Origin of the sequence: Serinibacter salmoneus, assembly GCF_002563925.1 — a bacterium.
Taxonomy (GTDB): domain Bacteria; phylum Actinomycetota; class Actinomycetes; order Actinomycetales; family Beutenbergiaceae; genus Serinibacter; species Serinibacter salmoneus.
This window is the reverse complement of record NZ_PDJD01000001.1, coordinates 2,093,999-2,113,767: the sequence shown is the minus strand read 5'-3', so window position 1 is coordinate 2,113,767 and position 19,769 is coordinate 2,093,999. Positions and strand designations below refer to the sequence as shown.

Annotated in this window: 19 protein-coding genes; 10 read left to right on the top strand and 9 right to left on the bottom strand. The window is 71.5% G+C overall.

Annotation, left to right across the window (positions count from 1 at the left end):
- Window positions 1-15: 15 nt before the first annotated feature.
- Together ATL40_RS09495 and secA are read left to right on the top strand one after the other, a co-directional pair.
- Window positions 16-1,326, top strand: coding sequence for a threonine/serine exporter family protein (locus tag ATL40_RS09495; protein WP_245866937.1), 1,311 nt, complete (start codon window positions 16-18; stop codon window positions 1,324-1,326).
- Between the two features lie 144 nt (window positions 1,327-1,470).
- The gene (secA, locus tag ATL40_RS09490) at window positions 1,471-4,302 is read left to right on the top strand and encodes a preprotein translocase subunit SecA (protein WP_098469334.1); all 2,832 of its coding nucleotides are present in this window, start codon (window positions 1,471-1,473) and stop codon (window positions 4,300-4,302) included.
- Between the two features lie 6 nt (window positions 4,303-4,308).
- Here the strand turns inward: secA and ATL40_RS09485 are convergent, their stop codons facing one another.
- Together ATL40_RS09485 and ATL40_RS09480 are read right to left on the bottom strand one after the other, a co-directional pair.
- Window positions 4,309-4,767 (bottom strand): Rv3235 family protein, encoded by a 459-nt coding sequence (locus tag ATL40_RS09485; RefSeq protein ID WP_143556929.1) that lies wholly within the window; start codon window positions 4,765-4,767, stop codon window positions 4,309-4,311.
- Between the two features lies 1 nt (window position 4,768).
- A complete protein-coding gene (locus ATL40_RS09480) occupies window positions 4,769-5,530 on the bottom strand; it encodes a LysM peptidoglycan-binding domain-containing protein (RefSeq protein WP_169925930.1) in 762 nt (253 codons plus the stop codon).
- A 168-nt stretch (window positions 5,531-5,698) separates the two neighbouring features.
- On the opposite strand from ATL40_RS09480, the gene ATL40_RS09475 reads away from it, so the two are divergent.
- Complete coding sequence (locus ATL40_RS09475; protein ID WP_143556928.1) at window positions 5,699-6,208, top strand: hypothetical protein; 510 nt, start codon at window positions 5,699-5,701, stop codon at window positions 6,206-6,208.
- Here ATL40_RS09475 and ATL40_RS09470 read toward each other — a convergent pair.
- On the bottom strand, window positions 6,194-6,406 hold the full coding sequence (locus ATL40_RS09470; RefSeq protein ID WP_098469330.1) for a helix-turn-helix domain-containing protein: 213 nt from the start codon (window positions 6,404-6,406) through the stop codon (window positions 6,194-6,196). The two genes, ATL40_RS09475 and ATL40_RS09470, sit on opposite strands and share 15 nt — an antisense overlap.
- Before the next feature lie 53 nt (window positions 6,407-6,459).
- Between ATL40_RS09470 and ATL40_RS09465 the strand changes: the two genes are divergently transcribed.
- From ATL40_RS09465 to ATL40_RS09455, 3 genes are read left to right on the top strand one after another with little or no spacing between them, the layout of a single operon-like run.
- Window positions 6,460-7,161 carry a CpaB family protein gene (locus ATL40_RS09465; RefSeq protein ID WP_143556927.1) on the top strand — a complete coding sequence of 234 codons (702 nt, stop codon included), beginning with the start codon at window positions 6,460-6,462 and terminating at the stop codon, window positions 7,159-7,161.
- A 2-nt stretch (window positions 7,162-7,163) separates the two neighbouring features.
- Entirely contained in the window at window positions 7,164-8,594 is a 1,431-nt protein-coding gene (locus ATL40_RS09460) for a CpaE/TadZ family protein (RefSeq protein ID WP_098469328.1), read from the top strand.
- A 55-nt stretch (window positions 8,595-8,649) separates the two neighbouring features.
- A complete protein-coding gene (locus ATL40_RS09455) occupies window positions 8,650-9,126 on the top strand; it encodes a DUF6912 family protein (RefSeq protein WP_098469327.1) in 477 nt (158 codons plus the stop codon).
- Between the two features lie 14 nt (window positions 9,127-9,140).
- Here the strand turns inward: ATL40_RS09455 and hisN are convergent, their stop codons facing one another.
- From hisN to ATL40_RS09435, 4 genes are read right to left on the bottom strand one after another with little or no spacing between them, the layout of a single operon-like run.
- Window positions 9,141-9,938, bottom strand: coding sequence for a histidinol-phosphatase (gene hisN / locus ATL40_RS09450; RefSeq protein ID WP_098469326.1), 798 nt, complete (start codon window positions 9,936-9,938; stop codon window positions 9,141-9,143).
- A 2-nt stretch (window positions 9,939-9,940) separates the two neighbouring features.
- The gene (gene rsgA / locus ATL40_RS09445; RefSeq protein WP_098469325.1) at window positions 9,941-11,002 is read right to left on the bottom strand and encodes a ribosome small subunit-dependent GTPase A; all 1,062 of its coding nucleotides are present in this window, start codon (window positions 11,000-11,002) and stop codon (window positions 9,941-9,943) included.
- Between the two features lie 2 nt (window positions 11,003-11,004).
- On the bottom strand, window positions 11,005-12,285 hold the full coding sequence (gene aroA, locus ATL40_RS09440; RefSeq protein WP_098469324.1) for a 3-phosphoshikimate 1-carboxyvinyltransferase: 1,281 nt from the start codon (window positions 12,283-12,285) through the stop codon (window positions 11,005-11,007).
- A 55-nt stretch (window positions 12,286-12,340) separates the two neighbouring features.
- Window positions 12,341-12,919, bottom strand: a complete 579-nt coding sequence (locus tag ATL40_RS09435; protein WP_098469323.1) for a DoxX family membrane protein — start codon at window positions 12,917-12,919, stop codon at window positions 12,341-12,343.
- Between the two features lie 117 nt (window positions 12,920-13,036).
- Between ATL40_RS09435 and ATL40_RS09430 the strand changes: the two genes are divergently transcribed.
- The 4 genes from ATL40_RS09430 (at window position 13,037) to ATL40_RS09420 (ending at window position 15,275) form a co-directional block, all read left to right on the top strand.
- Window positions 13,037-13,774, top strand: coding sequence for a sigma-70 family RNA polymerase sigma factor (locus ATL40_RS09430; protein WP_098469322.1), 738 nt, complete (start codon window positions 13,037-13,039; stop codon window positions 13,772-13,774).
- Entirely contained in the window at window positions 13,771-14,037 is a 267-nt protein-coding gene (rsrA, locus tag ATL40_RS09425) for a mycothiol system anti-sigma-R factor (protein WP_098469321.1), read from the top strand. Before ATL40_RS09430 ends, rsrA begins: the two co-directional genes overlap by 4 nt.
- A 68-nt stretch (window positions 14,038-14,105) precedes the next feature.
- A complete protein-coding gene (locus ATL40_RS15700) occupies window positions 14,106-14,180 on the top strand; it encodes a 50S ribosomal protein bL37 (RefSeq protein ID WP_425443391.1) in 75 nt (24 codons plus the stop codon).
- Window positions 14,181-14,294: 114 nt separating this feature from the next.
- The gene (locus tag ATL40_RS09420) at window positions 14,295-15,275 is read left to right on the top strand and encodes a zinc-binding dehydrogenase (RefSeq protein ID WP_098469320.1); all 981 of its coding nucleotides are present in this window, start codon (window positions 14,295-14,297) and stop codon (window positions 15,273-15,275) included.
- Between the two features lie 24 nt (window positions 15,276-15,299).
- Here the strand turns inward: ATL40_RS09420 and ATL40_RS09415 are convergent, their stop codons facing one another.
- The gene (locus tag ATL40_RS09415) at window positions 15,300-15,911 is read right to left on the bottom strand and encodes a GDSL-type esterase/lipase family protein (protein ID WP_098469319.1); all 612 of its coding nucleotides are present in this window, start codon (window positions 15,909-15,911) and stop codon (window positions 15,300-15,302) included.
- 1 nt (window position 15,912) lies between these two features.
- Window positions 15,913-19,716, bottom strand: coding sequence for a multifunctional oxoglutarate decarboxylase/oxoglutarate dehydrogenase thiamine pyrophosphate-binding subunit/dihydrolipoyllysine-residue succinyltransferase subunit (locus tag ATL40_RS09410; RefSeq protein WP_098469318.1), 3,804 nt, complete (start codon window positions 19,714-19,716; stop codon window positions 15,913-15,915).
- Window positions 19,717-19,769: the final 53 nt, after the last annotated feature.

The following is a 19,769-nucleotide window of genomic DNA, read 5'->3' as shown; positions in this document are numbered from 1 at the left end:
TGCCACGCTAGGGGAGTGAGCCACGCAGAGGACCCCAGGGACCGCCCGCGCGAGGGTGCCCTCGGCGCGCCGCCCGACTCCGACCTCGCTGACGAACTCGACCTGGTCAGACGCTCCGGGTTGGTGCTGCGGGTGGGGCGGATGAGCCTGGCCTCGGGCACCGGAAGCTACCGCGTCAAGCACTCGATGGCACGGATCGCCCACGCGCTCGGGATCGAGCGCCACCAGGCGCTGGTGACCCTCACCGAGATCACCACCACGTCCCACCGCGGCCGCTCCTTCCGCACCGAGGTCGCGGAGATCCGCGACGTCGGCGTGAACGCGGAGCGGCTCTCGCTCCTGCAGCGACTGGTGGACGATGTCGGAGCCGGACCCATCGGCCCCGACGACCTCGAACGCCGGCTGGACGAGATCGAGCGTCGCCACCACCGCTACCCGCCGGTGCTGTCCGGGCTGTGGGCCGGCCTTGCGTGCGCGGCGTTCGCCTACCTCCTCGGCGAGGGCTGGGTCGAGATGCTGGGTGCACTGGTCGGGGCCTTCGGCGGTCAGCTGCTGCGGCGCATCATGATGGCCCGGCGCTACAACCAGATCGGTGTGACCATGTCCGCGGCCACGCTCGCCTGCATGCTCTACCTCGGGGTGGTCTCGCTCGTCGGCCTCGTGGCGCCGGCGGGCCCCGCGGTCGCGGCCGGGTTCATCGCCGCCGTGCTCTTCCTCGTGCCGGGATTCCCGCTCGTGACCGCCTCGCTGGATCTTGCACGCCTGGACATCTCCGCGGGCCTGTCGCGGCTGACCTACGGGATGGTGATCGTCTCCTCCGCGGCCCTGGTGGTGTGGGTGATCGCCCACACGCTGGCCGTTCCCGCGCCGGTGGCCGCCCCGGATCCGAGCCTCTCGCGAGCCGCCTGGCAGTTGGTGGCGAGTTTCTGCGGGGTGCTCGGGTTCGCCCTCATGTTCAATTCCCCGCCCGCGATGGCGGTGGTGGCTGCAGCGATCGGGTGCGTTCCCAACACCGCCCGTCTGCTCGCGGTCGAGAACGGCGTCGCGCCGGCGCTCGCCGCGGCGGGCGGCGCCCTCGTGGTCGGCCTGGTCGCCGCCGTGATCGCGCCGCGCATGCGCGTGCCACGGGTCACGGTCTCCGTGCCCGCGGTCGTCATCATGGTGCCGGGGAGCACCGCCTACCTGGCCATGGTGGGGCTCGGCGACGGGGACACCCTGACCGCCCTCGCCTTCGGGGTCCAGGCGTGCCTGAGCGTGCTCGGCATCGCCGTCGGCCTGGCCCTGGCGCGGATGCTCAGTGACGCGGAGTGGGCCTTCGAGCGCTGACGGGGCGGGATCTGCCTCCCGGTGCGCCTACGATGGACGGGCACCACGGCAACGTGGTGCCTGGCCGGCACACCCGCCGGTGTCCTCCTGGGCCTGGCGGTGGCGTGACTCGGCCGTGCCCTGACGTCGACCTGGGAGCAGACTGTGGCCTCGATCCTCGATCGGATCCTTCGCATGGGCGAGGGGCGCCAGATCAAGAAGTTGCACGGGATCGCCGCGCAGGTGAACGCCCTCGAGGACGTCATGGCGGACTTCACCGACGCCGAGCTCGCCGAGGAGACCGAGCGGTTCCGGCAGCGTCACGACGGCGGGGCGGGGGAGAGCCTCGATGCCCTCCTCCCGGAGGCCTTCGCCGTCGTGCGGGAGGCCGGTAAGCGCACGCTCGGTCAGCGGCTCTACGACGTGCAGCTCATGGGCGGAGCAGCCCTGCACTTCGGGAACATCGCCGAGATGAAGACCGGTGAGGGAAAGACCATCACCGCGACGCTCGCCGCCTACCTGAACTCGCTGTCGGGCAAGGGTGTGCACGTGGTGACCGTGAACGACTACCTGGCCCGCTACCAGAGTGAGCTGATGGGCCGCGTCTACCGGTTCCTCGGCGTCTCCTCCGGGGTGATCCTCTCGGGTCAGAAGAGCGCCGAGCGCCGCGAGCACTACGCAGCGGACATCACCTACGGCACCAACAACGAACTCGGTTTCGACTACCTGCGCGACAACATGGCGTGGAGCACCAAGGAACTCGTGCAACGCGGCCACAATTTCGTGATCGTGGACGAGGTCGACTCCATTCTCATCGACGAGGCGCGAACGCCACTGATCATCTCCGGCCCCGCATCCGGTGACTCGAACCGGTGGTTCGCGGAGTTCGCCCGGGTGGTGCGCCGTCTGGAACTGGATGTCGACTACGAGGTCGACGAGAAGAAGCGCACGGTGGGAGTGCTCGAACCCGGTATCGAGAAGGTCGAGGACCACCTCGGTATCCACAACCTGTACGAGTCCCTCAACACCCCGTTGATCGGTTTCCTGAACAACGCGATCAAGGCGAAGGAACTCTTCACCCGCGACAAGGACTACGTGGTCATCAAGGGTGAGGTGCTGATCGTCGACGAGCACACCGGGCGTGTCCTGGCCGGCCGACGCTACAACGACGGCATGCACCAGGCGATCGAGGCGAAGGAAGGGGTGACGATCAAGGCCGAGAACCAGACCCAGGCCACGATCACCCTGCAGAACTACTTCCGCCTCTACGACCGCATCTCCGGGATGACCGGTACCGCGATGACCGAGGCGGCGGAGTTCCAGAACACCTACGAGATGGGTGTGGTGCCGATCCCGACCAACCGGCCGATGCAGCGGATCGACCAACCGGACCTCGTGTTCACCACGGCCGAGGCGAAGATGCGAGCCGTCGCACAGGACATCGTGGAGCGTCACGCAACGGGCCAGCCGGTGCTCGTGGGGACCACGAGCGTGGAGAAGTCCGAGGCGCTCGCTACCCTCCTGAAGCGTCAGGGCGTGCCGCACGAGGTGCTCAACGCCAAGAACCACGCTCGTGAGGCCGCCATCATCGCGATGGCCGGACGCAAGGGAGCGGTGACCGTGGCCACCAACATGGCCGGCCGCGGTACCGACATCATGCTCGGCGGGAACGCCGAACACCTCGCGCAGGCCACCCTGAAGGATCGGGGCCTGAGCCCCGTCGAGACCCCGGAGGAGTACGAGGCGGCGTGGCCCGCGGCCCTGGCCGAGGCGCAGGAGTCGGTGGCCGCCGAGCACGAGGAGGTCCTGGAACTCGGGGGCCTGTACGTGCTGGGCACGGAGCGGCACGAGTCACGACGCATCGACAACCAGTTGCGCGGCCGCTCCGGGCGTCAGGGGGATCCCGGCGAATCGCGCTTCTACCTCTCGATGCAGGACGACCTCATGCGGTTGTTCAATGCCGGACTCGCGGAGCGGTTCATGGCCTCGACCGCCTACCCCGAGGACACCCCGCTGGAGTCCAAGATGGTCTCCCGCGGTATCGCCAGCGCCCAGGGCCAGGTCGAGGCCCGCAACTTCGAGATCCGCAAGAACGTGCTGAAGTACGACGACGTGCTCTCGCGGCAGCGTGAGGCCGTCTATGGAACACGACACCGGGTGCTGGAGGGGGAGAACCTCAGCGAGCAGGTGCAGGAGTTCGTCCGCAGCGTGCTGACCGACGCGGTCACGGCGGCGACCATGGCGCCGGACCCGGCGGACTGGGACCTGGAAGAGCTGTGGGAGTTGCTCAAGCCGCTGTACCCGGTGGACCTGGAGATCGCCGATCTCGAGCGGGAGGTGGGCGGCCGCGCTCAGCTGACGCGGGAGGTGCTGCTGCGGGAGGTGCTCTCGGACGCCGAGGAGGCGTACAAGCGCCGCGAGGAGGAGATCACCCCGGACCTCATGCGGCAGTTGGAGCGACGGGTCGTGCTCTCGGTGATGGACCGGAAGTGGCGCGAGCACCTGTACGAGATGGACTACCTCAAGGAGGGCATCGGTCTGCGTGCCATGGCGCAGCGCGATCCGTTGGTGGAGTACCAACGCGAGGGCTTCCAGATGTTCCAGGCGATGAACGAGGCGATCCGCGAGGAGGTCGTCGGGTACATCTTCCACCTCGAGGTCAAGCGCCCCGAGCCGGCCGCAGCGGACCAGGCGAGCGACGCCGCCGTCCCCGCATCCGACGCCGCTGGCGAGTCCGCTGAGAGCGGAGCGGGTGAGGGCCTGCCGGCCGCGGACGAGGACGTCCTCGGGGACGCCGACCTCGGTCTGGACGCACCGGTTCGGCCTGAACGGCTGCAGTACTCGGCACCGAGCGAGGACGGCACGGCCACCAGGGTCACCGGGAGCGCCGCCACCGGCGCGACAGGGACGAACGCACGCGAGGGGGCGGGTGCCGCTGCACCCGGGAACCGGCAGGAGCGGCGCCGCGCCGCCAAGGAGGCCAAGAAGCCCCAGTAGTCGGCCTCACCCCACGTCCAGTTCCACCGCTTCCCACCGGTGGCCGAGGAGGTGGAACCGACCGGACAGTGCCCGGACCCGCCGACCGTCGTCGACCACGGCACACAGGTGGTAGTCGCCGCGCGGGGTCCGGGTGAGGTGGACGGAGAGCGGGCGGGCATGGGTCCGGCGTGCCGGTCGACCATGCAGCCGTACGTAGAGGCCGCCGCGGCGGGCGAGACCCTCGTACACCTCCGGCTCGACCCAGCGCCGCAGGTGTGCCGCGTCCCGGTTTCCGGTGATGACCTCGGCGACCAGTCGTACCAGCGACCCGGCCCACACCCGCGGGTCGGGGGGCTCCTGGTGTCTGCGCGGGGCCGGCGCCAGGGGAGCACTCCCGCCTCCGGCTGGACGCAACTGAAGCGGTGGTGGCGGCGCCGGGCGGTGGGAGCGGGCGTCGGCGTCGGGTACTGGGAGCGCGGACATGTCACGACGCCGTCTCAGGTGAGGGGGGCGTCAGCCGCATCCCGGGGTGAATGAGGTCCGGATCGGGGCCGATCTGGGGGTTCGCGGCGTACCACGCCCGCCACGACCGGTCGATCTCGGCGACGGTACCGGCGCCGTACTGCTGCGCAATGCGCCAGAGGCTGTCCCCCGGACGCACGGTGTAGCTCCCGGCATCGCCCGCATCGCCGATATCGCCCGCATCGCCGATGTCGCCCGCAGTGATGACGTCACCCACGTGCCCCGATTCGTCCCCGACGCCTGCAGCGCTCGGCGTGAGCGCCCACCCTGGCAGTTGCGCACTCCGGAGGGGATCCAACGAGCCACCTGGCCCACCGGAGCCGATGCCGTCGTCCCCTCGCGTGCCGGTGCTCGAGGAGGCGGTGTCCGGCTCGGCGGTCTTCTCGCCCCACCCGAGACTGGCGGGTTCGGCGGCTCCCGCCGGCGCCAGGAGCGTCGCGACGCCGATACCCGTTGCGGCTCCGATCCCGGCAATGCGCGCGACCGACGGCGCGAGCATGGGCGGCCGCCACGAGGATCGAGCAAGGATGACCAGGAGCGCCGCGGCTGCGCTGATCGCGTACCACCCGCAGGTGAGCGCTCCGAGACCCGCCAGGACTCGGGTGATCAGGCCGTCGACACCGTGGTGGTCGGCGAGGGCCGGCGCCAGGAAGAGCAGGCCACCGGCGCTCGCGAGCGCGGACAGGCCCGTGAGCGCCGCGGCGCGGCGGATGAGGGGTCGCACCGGCTCGGCACTCGTGCCGCAGCCGTCGAACTCGCGGCCGGTCGAGGAGCCAGTTGGGACCGAGTCAGGTACAGAAAGAGATATTTGAGGTGGTTTGACGATGTATGGCATGTCGTCATGGTGGACCTAGTTCCCCACCCGCGTCAAGAGGTGTGCAACGGTGAGGCCATGCGGTGGGATGACCTGTTCGCCGACCTCTCGGGTCAGGCCGAGGCGTTGGAGGAGGATGCGCTCACCGAGGATGCGCTGGCGTTGACCCGGGACGAGGAGTCGGCGATCGTCCTCGGTGACCGAGTCCGTGCGCTCATCGGGTGCGAGATCTCCCTCGCTGTCGAGGGAGGGGAGCGGCACGGGGGCGTCCTACTCGATGCCACGCGCTCCTGGCTCGTGCTGCGCGAGGGTACTCAGCGCCGGCTCGTCCCGGTGCACGCGATCACCTGGCTGGAGGGCATTCAACGGGTGGCGCCGGCGCCACCCGCGAGCGAGGTCGGGCTCGGCATCGGGCACGCGCTGCGGGAGTGGTCGCGTTCCGACGGCATCACGGGAGTCGAGGTGACCGGCCGCCGACTCGATGGCGCACTGGTGCGTATCGGGGCCGACCACCTCGAGCTCGTGCTGCAGGAGGGTGAACGGACTGTGGCTGTGCCGTTCACGGCGATCCGGTCAGTTCTCGTGTAGGGCCTCGCGGCGCGCAGTGGCCGCAGCCTTTTCCCGCTCGATGTAGGCATCGAGTTCCTTGGACTCGACTCGCCACATTCCGCGGCCCCCGACCTGGAATCCCTTGATCTCCCCTTGTCGCACCAGTGCGCGGGCGGTGGGGACGGTGATGTCGAGTACCTCGGCGACGTCCGCGAGGGTCAGCATTCGTTCTGGCATGTGGACAAGTGTTGCACCTTGAAGGGTCTTCCCGCGCGCCGAGCGCGCGATCTGTGGATGAATTCCCCACAGTGCGCGGCGCCCGTGCCAGCATCACCTCATCGACCGATCAGGAAATGGGGGACCGGATGATCGGGGAGGAACAGCCGCAGGTGGCGGCGACACATCGCAGCAGGCCGTGGTGGCGGCGGCCCCGGCTGGGCATCGGCGTGCTCCTGGTCGCGGGATCGGTGGCCGTGGGCACGTGGGCGGTCCGTTCTGCGGCGGCCGGCGAACCGGCCTGGGTCGCGGTGCGAGATCTCGCCCCCGGCGCCGCGGTGAGCGCACAGGACCTACGCGAGGTCACCCTGCGGTGGGACGGCGCCTCGGGAACCTACCTGGCGCCGGCCGACCTGACGGCGGACTCCGTGGTGACCTCGTTCGTGGGCGAGGGTGAGCTGGTGCCCACGAGCGCGCTCGGGACCACCGGCGACGTCGCCGGTCGGCCGATGGCGGTGGCCGTGCCCGTCGGGGGGAGCCCCCGGCCGGGCAGCCTGGTCGACCTCTGGTTCGTGCCCTCAGCGGGATCGCTGGAATCGGCCGAGGCGGTCGCGGCCGACGTGGAGGTCCTCGAGATCACCGCTGCCAGCGGGGTGCTGGGATCCTCCTCCGGGCAGGTGGCGACCGTGCTCGTTCCCGAGGAGTCCGTGGCCGACGTGCTCGGTGCGCAGGCGCGACGCGGTGAGGTCACGCTCGTGGAGCACCCGGGTGGTTGACCATGGCTGATCGTGGCGTCCTGCTGTGGCTGTCCGGTACCAGCGAACCCGACGTCGTGGCATCACTGGACGCCGCGGCGGATCTCCAGGTGGTGCGGCGCTGCGCCGACCTGGCGGAGCTCCTCGCGGCCGCAGCCGCGGGCCTCGGGAGCGCCGCTGTGCTCGGACTCGGACGTGGTGTGGACCGTAACCGGATCGCGGATCTGCGGCGCGAGGGCGTGGCGGTCGTCCTTGTCGCTGCGAGGGCCGATGCCGCTCGCGCGACCTCCCTGGGCGCGGACGCCGTCCTGGTCGAGGCCGAGGGCCTGGACCAGGACGTGGTCCGCGCGGTGCGCGCTGTGCTTCAGGCGCGCGCGTCGGAGGGGCACGCGGTGAGCGAGGGTGGGCGCGATCCGCGTGAGGAGGTGCGGGCGGAGCCGGATCTCACGGTGGAGGGTGCCGCCCCGGTACGCCCGCGCGAGGCCGCGGTGGCGCTGGAGGGTGGGGCGGTCTCGGGCGTGGGTGCCGGGGGCCGGGTGATCGTGGTGTGGAGCGCGCCGGGCTCCCCGGGGCGCTCCACGGTGGCCTGGAACCTTGCCGCAGAGTGCGCCTCGCTGCTCTCGGCCCAGGTGGCCGAGCGCCCGAGCGTGCCCGAGCGGCGCGGCACCGCCACCGCCCCGGACCCCGAGACGGCGCCCGATGCTGCCGTCGGCGCGGTGGCCCTGGTGGATGCGGACACATTCGCTCCCTCGCTCGCCCAAGCGGCAGCGCTCGTGGAGGACTCCTCCGCCATCGCAGCCCTGTGCCGTGCCGCGGCGCAGGGCGTGCTCGACCCGAGTACCATCCGGCGGCGGCGAGCGCGGCTCCCGGAGGGGGTCGACCTGTTCTCCGGGCTCACCCGGGCGGATCGATGGCGGGAGGTGGGCGGGGAGTCCTTCGGTGAGGTCATCGAGGCGTTGCGCGCCCGCTATCGGGTGACCGTGATCGACGTGGCGGCTGGCCTGGAACAGCCCGGGCTTCGCGGTGTGGACCGGTGGCAGGCGACCCGCGCTGCACTCGGGCGCGCTGACGACATCGTGGTGCTCGTGGCGGCCGACCCGATCGGGGTGCGCCGCGGCGTGCACGCACTGGCGGACCTCCACGAGACGGGTGCGCCGGGCACGCGACACGTCGTCGTCTCCAAGGTGCGCCAGTCCTCGGCGGGCCGTGCCCCCGGCGAGGCGGTCGCGGGTGCGCTGCGGCGGTTCGCGCACGTCGAACCGGCGGCCGAGATCCCCCTCGGGTCGCAGGTCGACGAGGCCCTGCTGCGCGGGATCCCGCTGCTGTCCGTGGCGCCGCGCGGAGCGGTCAGGCTCGCGGTGCGCGGGCTCGCCGCCTCGCTCCTGGGCGTGCCGGAGGCGCTCCCCGGCCGCCGTGGGGCGCGTCGCCGGATCGCGAACCGACGCGTCGGGTGAGGTACTCCGGTGGGCACCATGGGCCAGGACCGGTCACCGGTGGGAGACTGACTGCATGCGTCTGTACCTTCCGGCTGTCGTGGCCGACCTCGCCGCCCCCGAGATCTCCCCACGTGTCGCCTCCGGTGTCACCACGGCGCTGACCGGAGCGTTGCCGGAGGAGGACGAGGAAGGCCTCGAGCACTCCGCCTTCCTCACGGCGGCCGATCTGAGTGCGCTCCTGCTCACGGCCGTGGACACCGGCCGCCCGGCGCGCCGCTGTGTCCTGGCGGTGGACGTCGCTGCGCCGTCGTGGCAGGCGCCGCCGGACGACCTGGCCCACCTGCCCAGCGTGCTCGGCATCCTGGGTCCGCTGCCGTGGCAGGCCCTGGTCGCGATCCACCTCGACGAGGCGGATGTGCGCGATGCCCTGGACCTGATGGGTCACAACGAGGAGGCCGCGTGGCGGGAACTCGGGGAACGGGACCTGCTGTGGTTCGACGCCTCGGAGCGCACGGTGCTCGCGGCGCGGACGGCTGCCGCCGGCGGATGAGGGCCGGCGGGCCCTCACAGGCCCAGGACGCTCAGCGCCTCGGCGTGCAGGTGCGGGTTCGCCGCCACGGCGCTACCGCCGTAGGGTCCGGGTTCACCCGCGCGTGAGGTGAACACGCCCCCGGCCTCCTGGACGATCGGGACCAGCGCGGCCATGTCGTACAGCGCCAGCTCGGGCTCCGCGGCGAGGTCCACCGCACCCTCGGCGAGCAGCATGTAGGACCAGAAGTCCCCGTACCCGCGGGTGCGCCACACCCGACGCGAGAGGTCCAGGAGCGCGTCCAGGCGTCCCACCTCCCGCCATCCCTCCAGGCTCGAGTAGGACAGGGAGGCATCCTCCATCTGCCACACCCCCGACACCTGCAGCCGGCGGGGGTCGGCGCCGTCCACGAGCCACGCTCCCGTGCCGCGGGCGGCGTACCAACGCCGCCCGAGGGCCGGTGCGCTGACCACCCCGAGCCGGATCTCACCGTCCACCGCCAGCGCGAGCAGGCTCGCCCACACCGGCACCCCGCGCACGAAGTTCTTCGTGCCGTCGATCGGGTCGATGATCCACTGTCGGCCTGCCATCCGGGGACTGCCGCCGTACTCCTCGCCCAGGACGACGTCGGCGGGGCGGTGACGGGCGATGATGTCCCGAGCGAGGCGTTCCGCAGCCGTGTCCGCGTCCGAGACCGGTGTGGTGTCCGGCTTCGCGGTCACGGTCAGGTCGCTCGCCCGGAACCGCGACATCGTCAGGGTGTCGAGCTCGTCCGCGATCTGCAGTGCGAGCGTGAGGTCGTGCGCACTCGCGCCGGGGTCCGTCTGGTGCATGGTCACGCGGTGCCTTCCGGTGGGGTCCCCGCGCCGGGGATCGGGGCGTGGGGCATGGCCGGAGTGTCGCTCACGCTCTCTCCCGACCTGGAAGCGAGCAGTCGACGGAGCGAGGCGACACGGTCCGCGCCCAGGGGCGTGGCCGTGCGCAGGTAGACCGTCAGCGCGCACCCCGGGGCATCGCTGAGGTGGGTGCACCCGGGCGGGCACGCCGTCGTGATCTCGGCGAGGTCCCCGAAGGCGCCGACGACGTCGGCCACCTCCACGTGCGCCAAGCCGAAGGAGCGGACCCCGGGGGTGTCGATCACCCACCCGCCGCCCGGGAGCTCGAGCAGCAGCGCCGAGGTGGAGGTGTGACGACCCCGGCCGGTGACGGCGTTGACGTCGCCCACGCGGCGAGAAGCGTTGGGGACCAGGGCATTGACGAGCGTGGACTTTCCGACCCCGGAGTGACCGACCAGCACGGAGGTGCGGTCCGCGAGCGCCTCGCGCAGGGCAGTCAGCCCGGTGATCTCGCCGTCCGTGCGTGCGCTGGAGACCCACCGCACCCCCAGCGGTTCGTAGTTCGCCAGGAAGTCCGCGGGAGGAGCGAGGTCGGCCTTGGTCAGGCACAGCAGCGCATCCATCCCGGCGTCGTAGGCCGCGACGAGGCAGCGATCCACCATGCGCGTGCGGGGTGTGGGATCGGCCAGCGCGGTGACGATCACCATCTGGTCCGCGTTCGCGACCAGGGCCCGTTCCACGCCCCCGGTGTCCTCCGAGGTCCGGCGCAGCAGGCTGGTGCGCTCGGCCACGCGCACGATACGCGCGAGGGTGCCCGCCCGGCCGGAGGTGTCCCCGACCACGGCGACCCGGTCGCCCACGACCACGGCCCCGCGCCCGAGTTCGCGGGCGGTGACGGCGCGCACCCCACCCTGTGGTAGCAGCACGTCGTAGCGCCCGCGGTCGATCGTGGTGACCGTGCCCCACTGCGCCTCGGCGTGCTCCGGGCGTCGCTTGGACCGCGGCTTCGTGCCGCCACGTCGGGGCCTGATGCGGACGTCGGACTCGTCGAACTCGCGCATGCTCACCCCCGCAGCATGGCGTGCCACATGCCGGGGAAGTCGGGCAGTGTCTTGGCTGTGGTGGCGATGTCGGCGACCTCGACCCCGTCGACGGCCAGGCCGAGGATCGCGCCGAACGTTGCCATCCGGTGGTCGGCGTAGGTCTGCACCCGGCCGCCGTGCAATTCGGCCGGATCGATCTCGAGACCGTCCGGTGTCTCACGTGCGTTCCCGCCGAGACGGGTGATCTCGGTGACCAGTGCGCGCAGGCGGTCCGTCTCGTGCCCGCGCAGATGGGCGATGCCGCGCAATCGGGAGGGGGTCCGGGCCAGGGCCGCGAGCGCCGCGACGGTCGGGGCGAGCTCGCCCGCCCGCGAGAGGTCGAGATCGAGTCCCTGCAGCGCCGTGGTCCCGCGGACCTCCAGCACCTCGCCCTGCAGGTGTGCGTGCGCGCCCATGCGGGTGAGGATCTCGAGGATGTCGGCGCCCGGTTGTGTGGTGTGCGAGGGCCAGCGCGGGATCCTGACCCGACCACCGGTCACGGCGGCGGCCGCGAGGAAGGGGGTCGCATTGGACAGGTCGGGCTCGATCACCACCTCTCCACCTGCGACCGGACCGGGATCGACCCGCCACGAGGTCGCCCCGGTGGCCTCGGCAGCGACGCCGCGCTCGGCCAGGACCGCCAGCGTCATCTCGATGTGGGGCATGCTCGGCAGGCTGGCACCGGTGTGGACCACCTCGAGTCCTTCGCGCAGGCGCGGGGCGGTCAGCAGGAGGGCGGAGACGAACTGGCTCGAGGCCGAGGCATCGATCTCGACGCGTCCGCCGGCCAGTCCGTCGCGGCCGTGGACCACGAACGGCAGCCGGTCGGTGGCCTCGCCCTCGTGATCCACTCCTACCCCCAGCGCTGCGAGGCCCTCGATGACGCCCGCCATCGGGCGCTCGCGGGCGCGGGGGTCGCCGTCGAACGCGACCTCGCCCGGTGCCTGAGCCGCCAACGGCGGGACGAACCGCATGACGGTTCCCGCGAGGCCGCAGTCGATGCGACCGCCGGCCCGCAGCGGCCCTGGGGTCAACAGCAGGTCGCCGGTGGTCGCCTCGTGGTCGATGCGTGCACCCAGCACCCTCAGGGCACCGATCATCAGGTCGGAGTCCCGTGAGCGCAGGGCACCTCGGATCCGCGTCGGCTCCTGCGCGATGGCGCCCAACAGGAGGTAGCGATTGGTGAGCGACTTCGATCCGGGCACGTCGACGACGGCGTCGATGCGGCGGGAGGGGCGGGGTGCGGGCCAGGCTTCACTCACCCCGGCAGCGTATCGCCGCCGCGGCCGAGCGCGCGTGCGAGATGCCCGGGCGGGACTAGGAGAGGGTGGCTGCGGCCTTCCTGGCCTCCTTGCGGGCAGCAGCCAGGGCCTTGGCCGCCTTCTTCTCCGCCGCGTCCGTGGCGGTGCGGGCGGCGTCCTGGGCTGCCTCGGTCACCGCGTCCTTGATCTCGGCGGCGTGGTCACGGGACTGCTCCAGGCGCCACGCGAGCGAGGGCTTGCCGGCGGTGTCGACCGTTGCCAGCAGGAGTCCACCCAGAACGGCGGACTCCCGCAGGACCGCGGCCGCGGCGTCCTTGCGTGCCTGCCCCTTCAGGGTCCATACCGGGTTGGTCAGCAGCGTGGTGGGCAGGTGCGCCGCGGCCAGCACGCCCGCGTTCACCCGCGGCAGGATCCCGAGCGCGAGCATCGCACCGGAGGCCACCTTGACCGCGCCGAGCGTACGCACGAGCGTGGCGGGCGAGACGTCCCGTCCGGTGCGGGCGGCGGCGTTGCGCATCAGGTTCTCGCCGGTGGAGTCGGGCCGGACCACCTGGTGCGGGTGGCGCACCGCGTGGACGCCATCGGCGATGACCGAGGCTGCGAGCAGGGGACGAGCGATCCGACGAAGCATCATGTCTCATGCCTACCGCACCACGGGTGCCCTTGGCGAGAGGACGGCCCGCCTCGTGCGGTCCGGGCGCGGAATGCCGGTGCGCCGTCGCGTGTTGCACAGGGCGTGACAGTGAGTGTGATGAGTGCCCCCCGGCGTGCCCGGTCGACCCGAGGTGGCCGCGAGCTCGGGCTGCGGGCGCCCGAACGCCGCCGCCGGGTCGTAGGCTGTGGAGCGATGAGTGCGACCAGCGAGCCTGACGCCGTGCCTCCCAGCGAGCAGGCAGGCGAGATCGACGTGCGCGAGAGCGAGACCGACGCGCAGCGCGATGCGCGGTTCGAGGCGGAGGCGTTGCCCCTGCTCGATCAGCTCTACAGCGCGGCGATGCGGATGACGCGCAACCCCTCCGACGCGGAGGACCTGGTCCAGGAAACCTACGCCAAGGCGTACGGCTCCTTTCATCAGTACCGGCCGGGTACCAACCTCAAGGCGTGGCTGTACCGGATCCTGACCAACACCTACATCAACAGTTACCGCAAGAAGCAGCGTGAGCCGCTGCAGTCGGATGCCGACGGCGTGGAGGACTGGGAGATCGCGCGTGCGGCCTCGCACACCTCCACGGGTTTGCGCAGCGCCGAGGTGGAGGCGCTGGACCGGCTCGGCGACAGCGTGGTGCGCGACGCGATGGCCGAGCTCTCCGACGACTTCCGCCTCGTGGTCTTCCTGGCTGACGTCGAGGGGTTCGCGTACAAGGAGATCGCCGAGATCATGGGCACTCCGATCGGAACGGTGATGTCGCGGCTGCACCGGGGCCGGGCGCAGTTGCGCTCGCTGCTGGCCGATCACGCGCGGTCCCTGGGAATGCAGGTGTCCTCATGAGTGCGTGCGAGTCGGCCTCGGGTGGGGTCAACGACGACTGCCGGGCGGCGCTCGCCCAACTCGAGGATTTGCTCGATCACGCGCTGTCCGAGCCGGATGCCGATCTGGTGCGGGCACATCTGGAGAGCTGCGAGCCCTGCATGGAGGCGGCCGACGTCGAGGAGCACGTGCGGCTGCTGATCCGTAAGGCGTGTATCGAGCGCGCGCCGTCCACGCTGCGGGCGCGGATCGTGACCCAGGTCGCGATGATCCGTCGGGGCTGAGCGCGCCATTTCGTGCTGCTGGCGCGATGTGGAACGATGGGTCGGTTCACCCACCTGGAGGAGTCACGATGAGCAAGCGCGGACGCAAGCGCAAGGCACGTCGGGGAAACGCCGCCAACCACGGCAAGCGCCCCAACGCCTGAGTGCGATGAGGAAACGGTCACCCGCTCGGGTGGCCGTTTTCGCCTCTGTGGGTAGGACCGCTGCCGGGCCGGCGAGGCACGCGCGGGTGGGCCCGTTCGCGTTACGGTGGCGGTATGCGCGCCGTCACCGCCGACCGTTTCCAACCCGAGGACCCCGCCGCCGCGGTGGTGATCCGTGACGTGCCCGACGAGGCACCGCGTCCCGGTTGGGTCCGCGTGGCTGTGCAGTGCGCGGCGCTGAACCACCACGACGTGTGGAGCCTGCGCGGGGTGGGCCTGCGGGAGGGCGCCCTGCCGATGGTGCTGGGCACCGACGCCACCGGCACCCTGCCGGACGGGACCCCGGTGATCGTGCACGGGGTGATCAACGATCCCGCCTGGCGCGGCGACGACACGCTGGACCCCGGTCGCAGCCTCCTCTCGGAGCGTTACCCGGGCACACTCGCCGAGGCCGTCTGGGTGCCCGCGGGCAACGTGGTGCCGCGTCACGAGGACCTCGCGCCGCAGCACGCGGCCTGCCTGCCGACGTCCTACCTCACGGCCTACCGGCTGCTCTTCACGGCCGCACAGGTGCGACCGGGGCAGACCGTGCTGGTGCAGGGCGCCGGCGGCGGGGTCTCGACGGCGTGCATCCTGCTGGGTCGAGCAGCGGGCCTTCGGGTGTGGGTCACCTCGCGCACGGAGGAGGGGCGCCGGCGCGCGTTGGAGCTCGGGGCGCACGACGCGTTCGAGAGCGGGGCACGCCTGCCCCGGCAGGTGGATGCGGTGATCGAGACCGTGGGGAAGGCGACGTGGGGACACTCCCTGAGGTCGCTGCTGCCCGGCGGTGTCGTCGCGGTGGCGGGGTCGACCACCGGTCCCGACGCCGATGCGGAGTTGAACCGGGTCTTCTTCCGCTCGATCCGTGTGGTCGGCGCCACGATGGGGACCCGTGACGAGCTCGCGCTCCTGCAGGAGATGCTCCTCGCGACCGGGGTGCGACCTCTCCTGGACCGGATGGTCGCGATGGAGGAAGCGCCCGCAGCCCTGGCGGACATGGCCCGTGGCGTCGTGCACGGCAAGATGGTCATCGACGTGGCGGGCAGCGTGCGCTGACCTGGGAGCCGGTGCGCGCGCCGCCTACTCCGCGAGGTCGATGCCCAACCAGTTCGCCCAGCCGTGGTGGTCCACGAGCCAGGCCAGCAGTGAGTACCCGGCCTGCCCGGGGTGGATCCCGTCGCCGGCGGCGAGGTCAGCGTGCCACTGGTCGTGGTCGTGCAGCGCCGCGTGGCTGTCCACATAGGTCACCCCGCGGCGTACACAGACATCCGCGAAAGCAGCGGAGAGCGCGGCCAGCCCCGCGGGGTCGAGGTCCGAGCGCGGGGGCGGGCCGACGACGAGCACGGGGATGTGTGCGCTGGTCGCCGCGTCCAGCATGTTGGCGAGGTTCAAGCGGCTGCGTGCCATCGAGAGGCCGGCGGCGAGGTCGTGAGCGCCGGGGGCGAGCACGAGATAGGTCCCCGCCCCACCCTGCCGCAGGGCGGCCTCCCGCTCCCACCGAGCGGCCAGGTCCGTCGTGGTCTCACCGGGCACCGCGAGAGCAGTGGTGAGAACCTCCAACGGGGGAGTGCGGGCGGCCAGCCGCCCCACCCAACCGAGCGCGCGGGGGTCGCCGAATCCCGTGATCAGTTCGTCCCCGAGGATCACCAGGCGGCGCGCCCCACGCGCGCGATCGGTCGAGCCGGTGCTCACGTCAGCGCGCGAACGCGTCGATCACGAGCTGGCGCTGCTCCGCCTGGCTCACCTTCGCCGAACCCGTCGAGGGAGCGGCCGAGGAGGGCCGGGAGACCCGACGCACCCGCACCCCGTCCATGTACCGGGAGGTGATCCCGGCCAGGTACGGCCACACACCCTGGTTCGCGGGCTCGTCCTGCACCCACACCAGCTCGGCACCGGCGTAGGGCGCCAGCACCGCGCGCAGCGTGGTGGAGTCCAGCGGGTAGAGCTGCTCCAGTCGCACGATCGCGGTCCGGTCGTCCGCGCCGTGCTCGCCCTTGGTCCGTGCCGCGAGGAGGTCGTAGTAGACCCGGCCGGAGCACATCAGGACCCGGTCCACGCGTGCCGGATCGATGGTGTCACCGATCGCGGTCTGGAACGTGCCGGTCGTGAAGTCCTCGACCTGGGAGGTCGCGGCACGCAACCGCAGCAACTGCTTGGGCGTGAACACCACCAGCGGACGGCGCGGGCGGTCGTAGGCCTGGCGGCGCAGCAGGTGGAAGTAGTTCGCCGGGGTCGAGGGCTGCGCAACGACCATGTTCTGCTCGGCGCACAGTTGCAGGAAGCGCTCGATGCGGGCCGAGGAGTGGTCCGGACCCTGGTGCTCGTAGCCGTGCGGCAGGAGCAGGACCACCGAGGAACGCTGGCCCCACTTCTGCTCGGAGGAGGAGATGAACTCGTCCACGATCGTCTGTGCACCGTTGACGAAGTCACCGAACTGCGCCTCCCACAGCACCAGGGCGTCCGGGCGCTCCACCGAGTAGCCGTACTCGAAGCCGAGGGCGGCGAACTCCGACAGGGAGGAGTCGTAGACCCAGAACTTCGCCTGGTCGTCGGAGAGGTACTGCAGCGGCGTCCACTCGGCGCCGGTGCGGTAGTCGTGCAGCACGGAGTGACGCTGCACGAACGTGCCGCGGCGGGAGTCCTGCCCGGCCAGGCGCACCGGGGTGCCCTCGAGCACGAGGGAACCGAAGGCGAGCAGTTCGCCGAAGCCCCAGTCGATGCCGCCCTCGCGGGAGGCGGTGGCCCGTCGCTCCAGCAACTTGGCGAGCTTGGGGTGGACCTCGAAGCCCTCCGGCGGCGCGAGGTGCGCCTCGCCGATGCGGTGCAGCACGCTCTCGGGCACGGCGGTGGACCAGCCGACCATGATGCCGGCGTCCTCGTGCTGGGATTCGGGGACCTCGAGTCCGCCGTCGGTGGTGTTCTCCCGGCGGTCGCCCTCCTTCGTCTCCCGGAAGGCGCGCTCGAGCTCACCCTGGTAGTCCGCGAGTGCCTGCTCGGCCTCCTCCGCCGAGAGGTCGCCACGGCCGATGAGGGACTCGGTGTACAGGGTGCGGACGCTGCGCTTGCCCTCGATGAGGCCGTACATCACCGGCTGGGTCATCGAGGGGTCGTCGCCCTCGTTGTGCCCGCGCCGGCGGTAGCAGACCATGTCGATGACGACGTCCTTGTGGAACTCCTCGCGGAACTCGAAGGCGAGCTGGGCCACGCGGGCCACGGCCTCGGGGTCGTCCCCGTTGACGTGGAAGACCGGGACCTGCAGACCCTTGGCGACGTCGGTGGGGTAGAGGGTGGAGCGGGAGGCGGAGGCCCCCGTGGTGAACCCGACCTGGTTGTTGATGAGGATGTGCACGGTGCCGCCGGTGCGGTACCCACGCAGCTGGGAGAGGTTGAGCGTCTCGGTCACCACGCCCTGGCCGGCGAACGCGGAGTCACCGTGCACGAGGATCGGGAGCCAGGAGAAGCCGTCACCCCCGAGGTCGATGCGGTCCTGCTTGGCGCGGACCACGCCCTCCAGCACGCCGTCCACCGCCTCCAGGTGGGAGGGGTTGGCGGCGAGGTAGACCTGCGCGGTCGAGCCGCTGGGAGCGGTGTAGGTGCCCACGGTGCCGAGGTGGTACTTCACGTCGCCGCTGCCCTGCACCGTCTTCGGGTCGACGTTGCCCTCGAACTCGTTGAAGATCTGCCCGTAGGACTTCCCGGCGATGTTCGCGAGCACGTTCAGGCGCCCGCGGTGCGCCATCCCGATGCCCACACCCTCCAGGCCGTGGTCGGCGGCGGCGCCCAGAAGCACGTCCAGGAGCGGGATGAGGGACTCCCCGCCCTCGAGGCTGAAGCGCTTCTGCCCGACGAACTTGGTCTGCAGGAAGGTCTCGAAGGCCTCGGCCTGGTTGAGCTTGTGGATGATCCGTCGGATCACGCCGGCGTCGGGCTTGGCCCAGCCGGACTCCAGCCGCTCCTGCACCCAGCGCCGCTGCGCAGGATCGTGCAGGTGCATGAACTCCGACCCGATGGTGCGGCAGTAGGCATCCCGCAGCACCGAGAGCACGTCGCGCAGCTTCGCCTGCGCGGTCCCGGCGAATCCGCCGGTGGGGAAGGTGCGGTCGAGGTCCCACAGGGACAGGGAGTGCGTCGCGACGTCGAGGTCGGGGTGTCGGCGCTGGCGGTAGGCCAGCGGGTCGATGTCCGCCATGAGGTGACCACGGCTGCGGTAGGCGTGGATGAGCTCGGCGACGCGCGCCGCCTTGCCGAGGGCCGTGGTGGGGTCCTCCACGATGTCCGTGCCCCAGCGCACCGGCTCGTAGGGCACCCGCAGCGCCGCGAACACCCGGTCGTAGAAACCGTCCTCGCCGAGCAGCTTGGTGTGGATGATGCGCAGGAAGTCGCCGCTCTGCGCGCCCTGGATGATCCGGTGGTCGTAGGTGGAGGTCAGCGTGAGGATCTTGGAGATGCCGAGGTTCGCCAGGGTCTCCGGGGAGGCCCCCTGGAACTCGGCGGGGTACTCCATGGCGCCGACGCCCACGATCGTGCCCTGGCCCTGCATGAGCCGCGGCACCGAGTGCACGGTGCCGATCGTGCCCGGGTTGGTCAGCGAGATCGTGATCCCGGCGAAGTCGTCCGCGGTCAACTTGTTGCCGCGGGCCTTCTTCACGATCTGCTCGTAGGCGGACCAGAACTGCGCGAAGTCCATGCTCTCGGCCGACTTGATCGCCGGGACCAGGAGCTGGCGGGTGCCGTCCGGCTTCGCGAGGTCGATCGCGAGGCCGAGGTTGACGTGCTCGGGTCGCTCGATGGCGGGCTTACCGTCCACCTCGCGGTACCCGGCGTTCATCGCGGGCATGTCCGCGAGCGCCTCGACGAGGGCGAAACCGATGAGGTGGGTGAAGGAGACCTTGCCGCCACGGGTGCGGCGCAGGTGGTTGTTGATGACGATGCGGTTGTCGACCAGGAGCTTGGCCGGGATGGCCCGCACACTGGTCGCGGTCGGCACGGCCAGCGAGGACTCCATGTTCGTGACCACGCGCGCGGCGGGGCCGCGCAACTTCTGCACGCCCGATTCCTGGCCGGAGGTGGAGCGCTGCTGCGTGGTGGAACGGGCGTAGTCCGCCGTCGCCGGCTGCGGCACGGCAGGCGGCAGGTCGGGACGTGTCTGGGGGTCGGTGACCTGCTGGCGCGGGTCGGTGTGCGGCGAGGCGTCGGTCGCGGGAGCCGTCTTCCTGGTCGGCTCGGCGGCCTTCTTGGGTGCGGGAGCGGGCGGTGTGGTGGCGCCCCCGCCCGGCTCGGACGGGCGCTCCGCCTGCGTGCCGGCCGACGAGGTCGCCGCGCGACCGTTCGTGCCCGCGCTGGTGTCGCCCTCGAAGAATGCGCGCCACTGCGGCGTCACCGAGGTCGGGTCCGCCTTCCATGCCTCGCGCTGCTCCTCGATGAGCCAATCGTTGGCCCCGAGTGCCTCGGTGTGGGATGCCGCCCCTGATTCCGTGCTCACGCTCGTCAACTCCATCGCCGTCGTCTGCCTAGAGCATCCTCAAGCCTAGGGCCTCGGCGGGGTCCAGC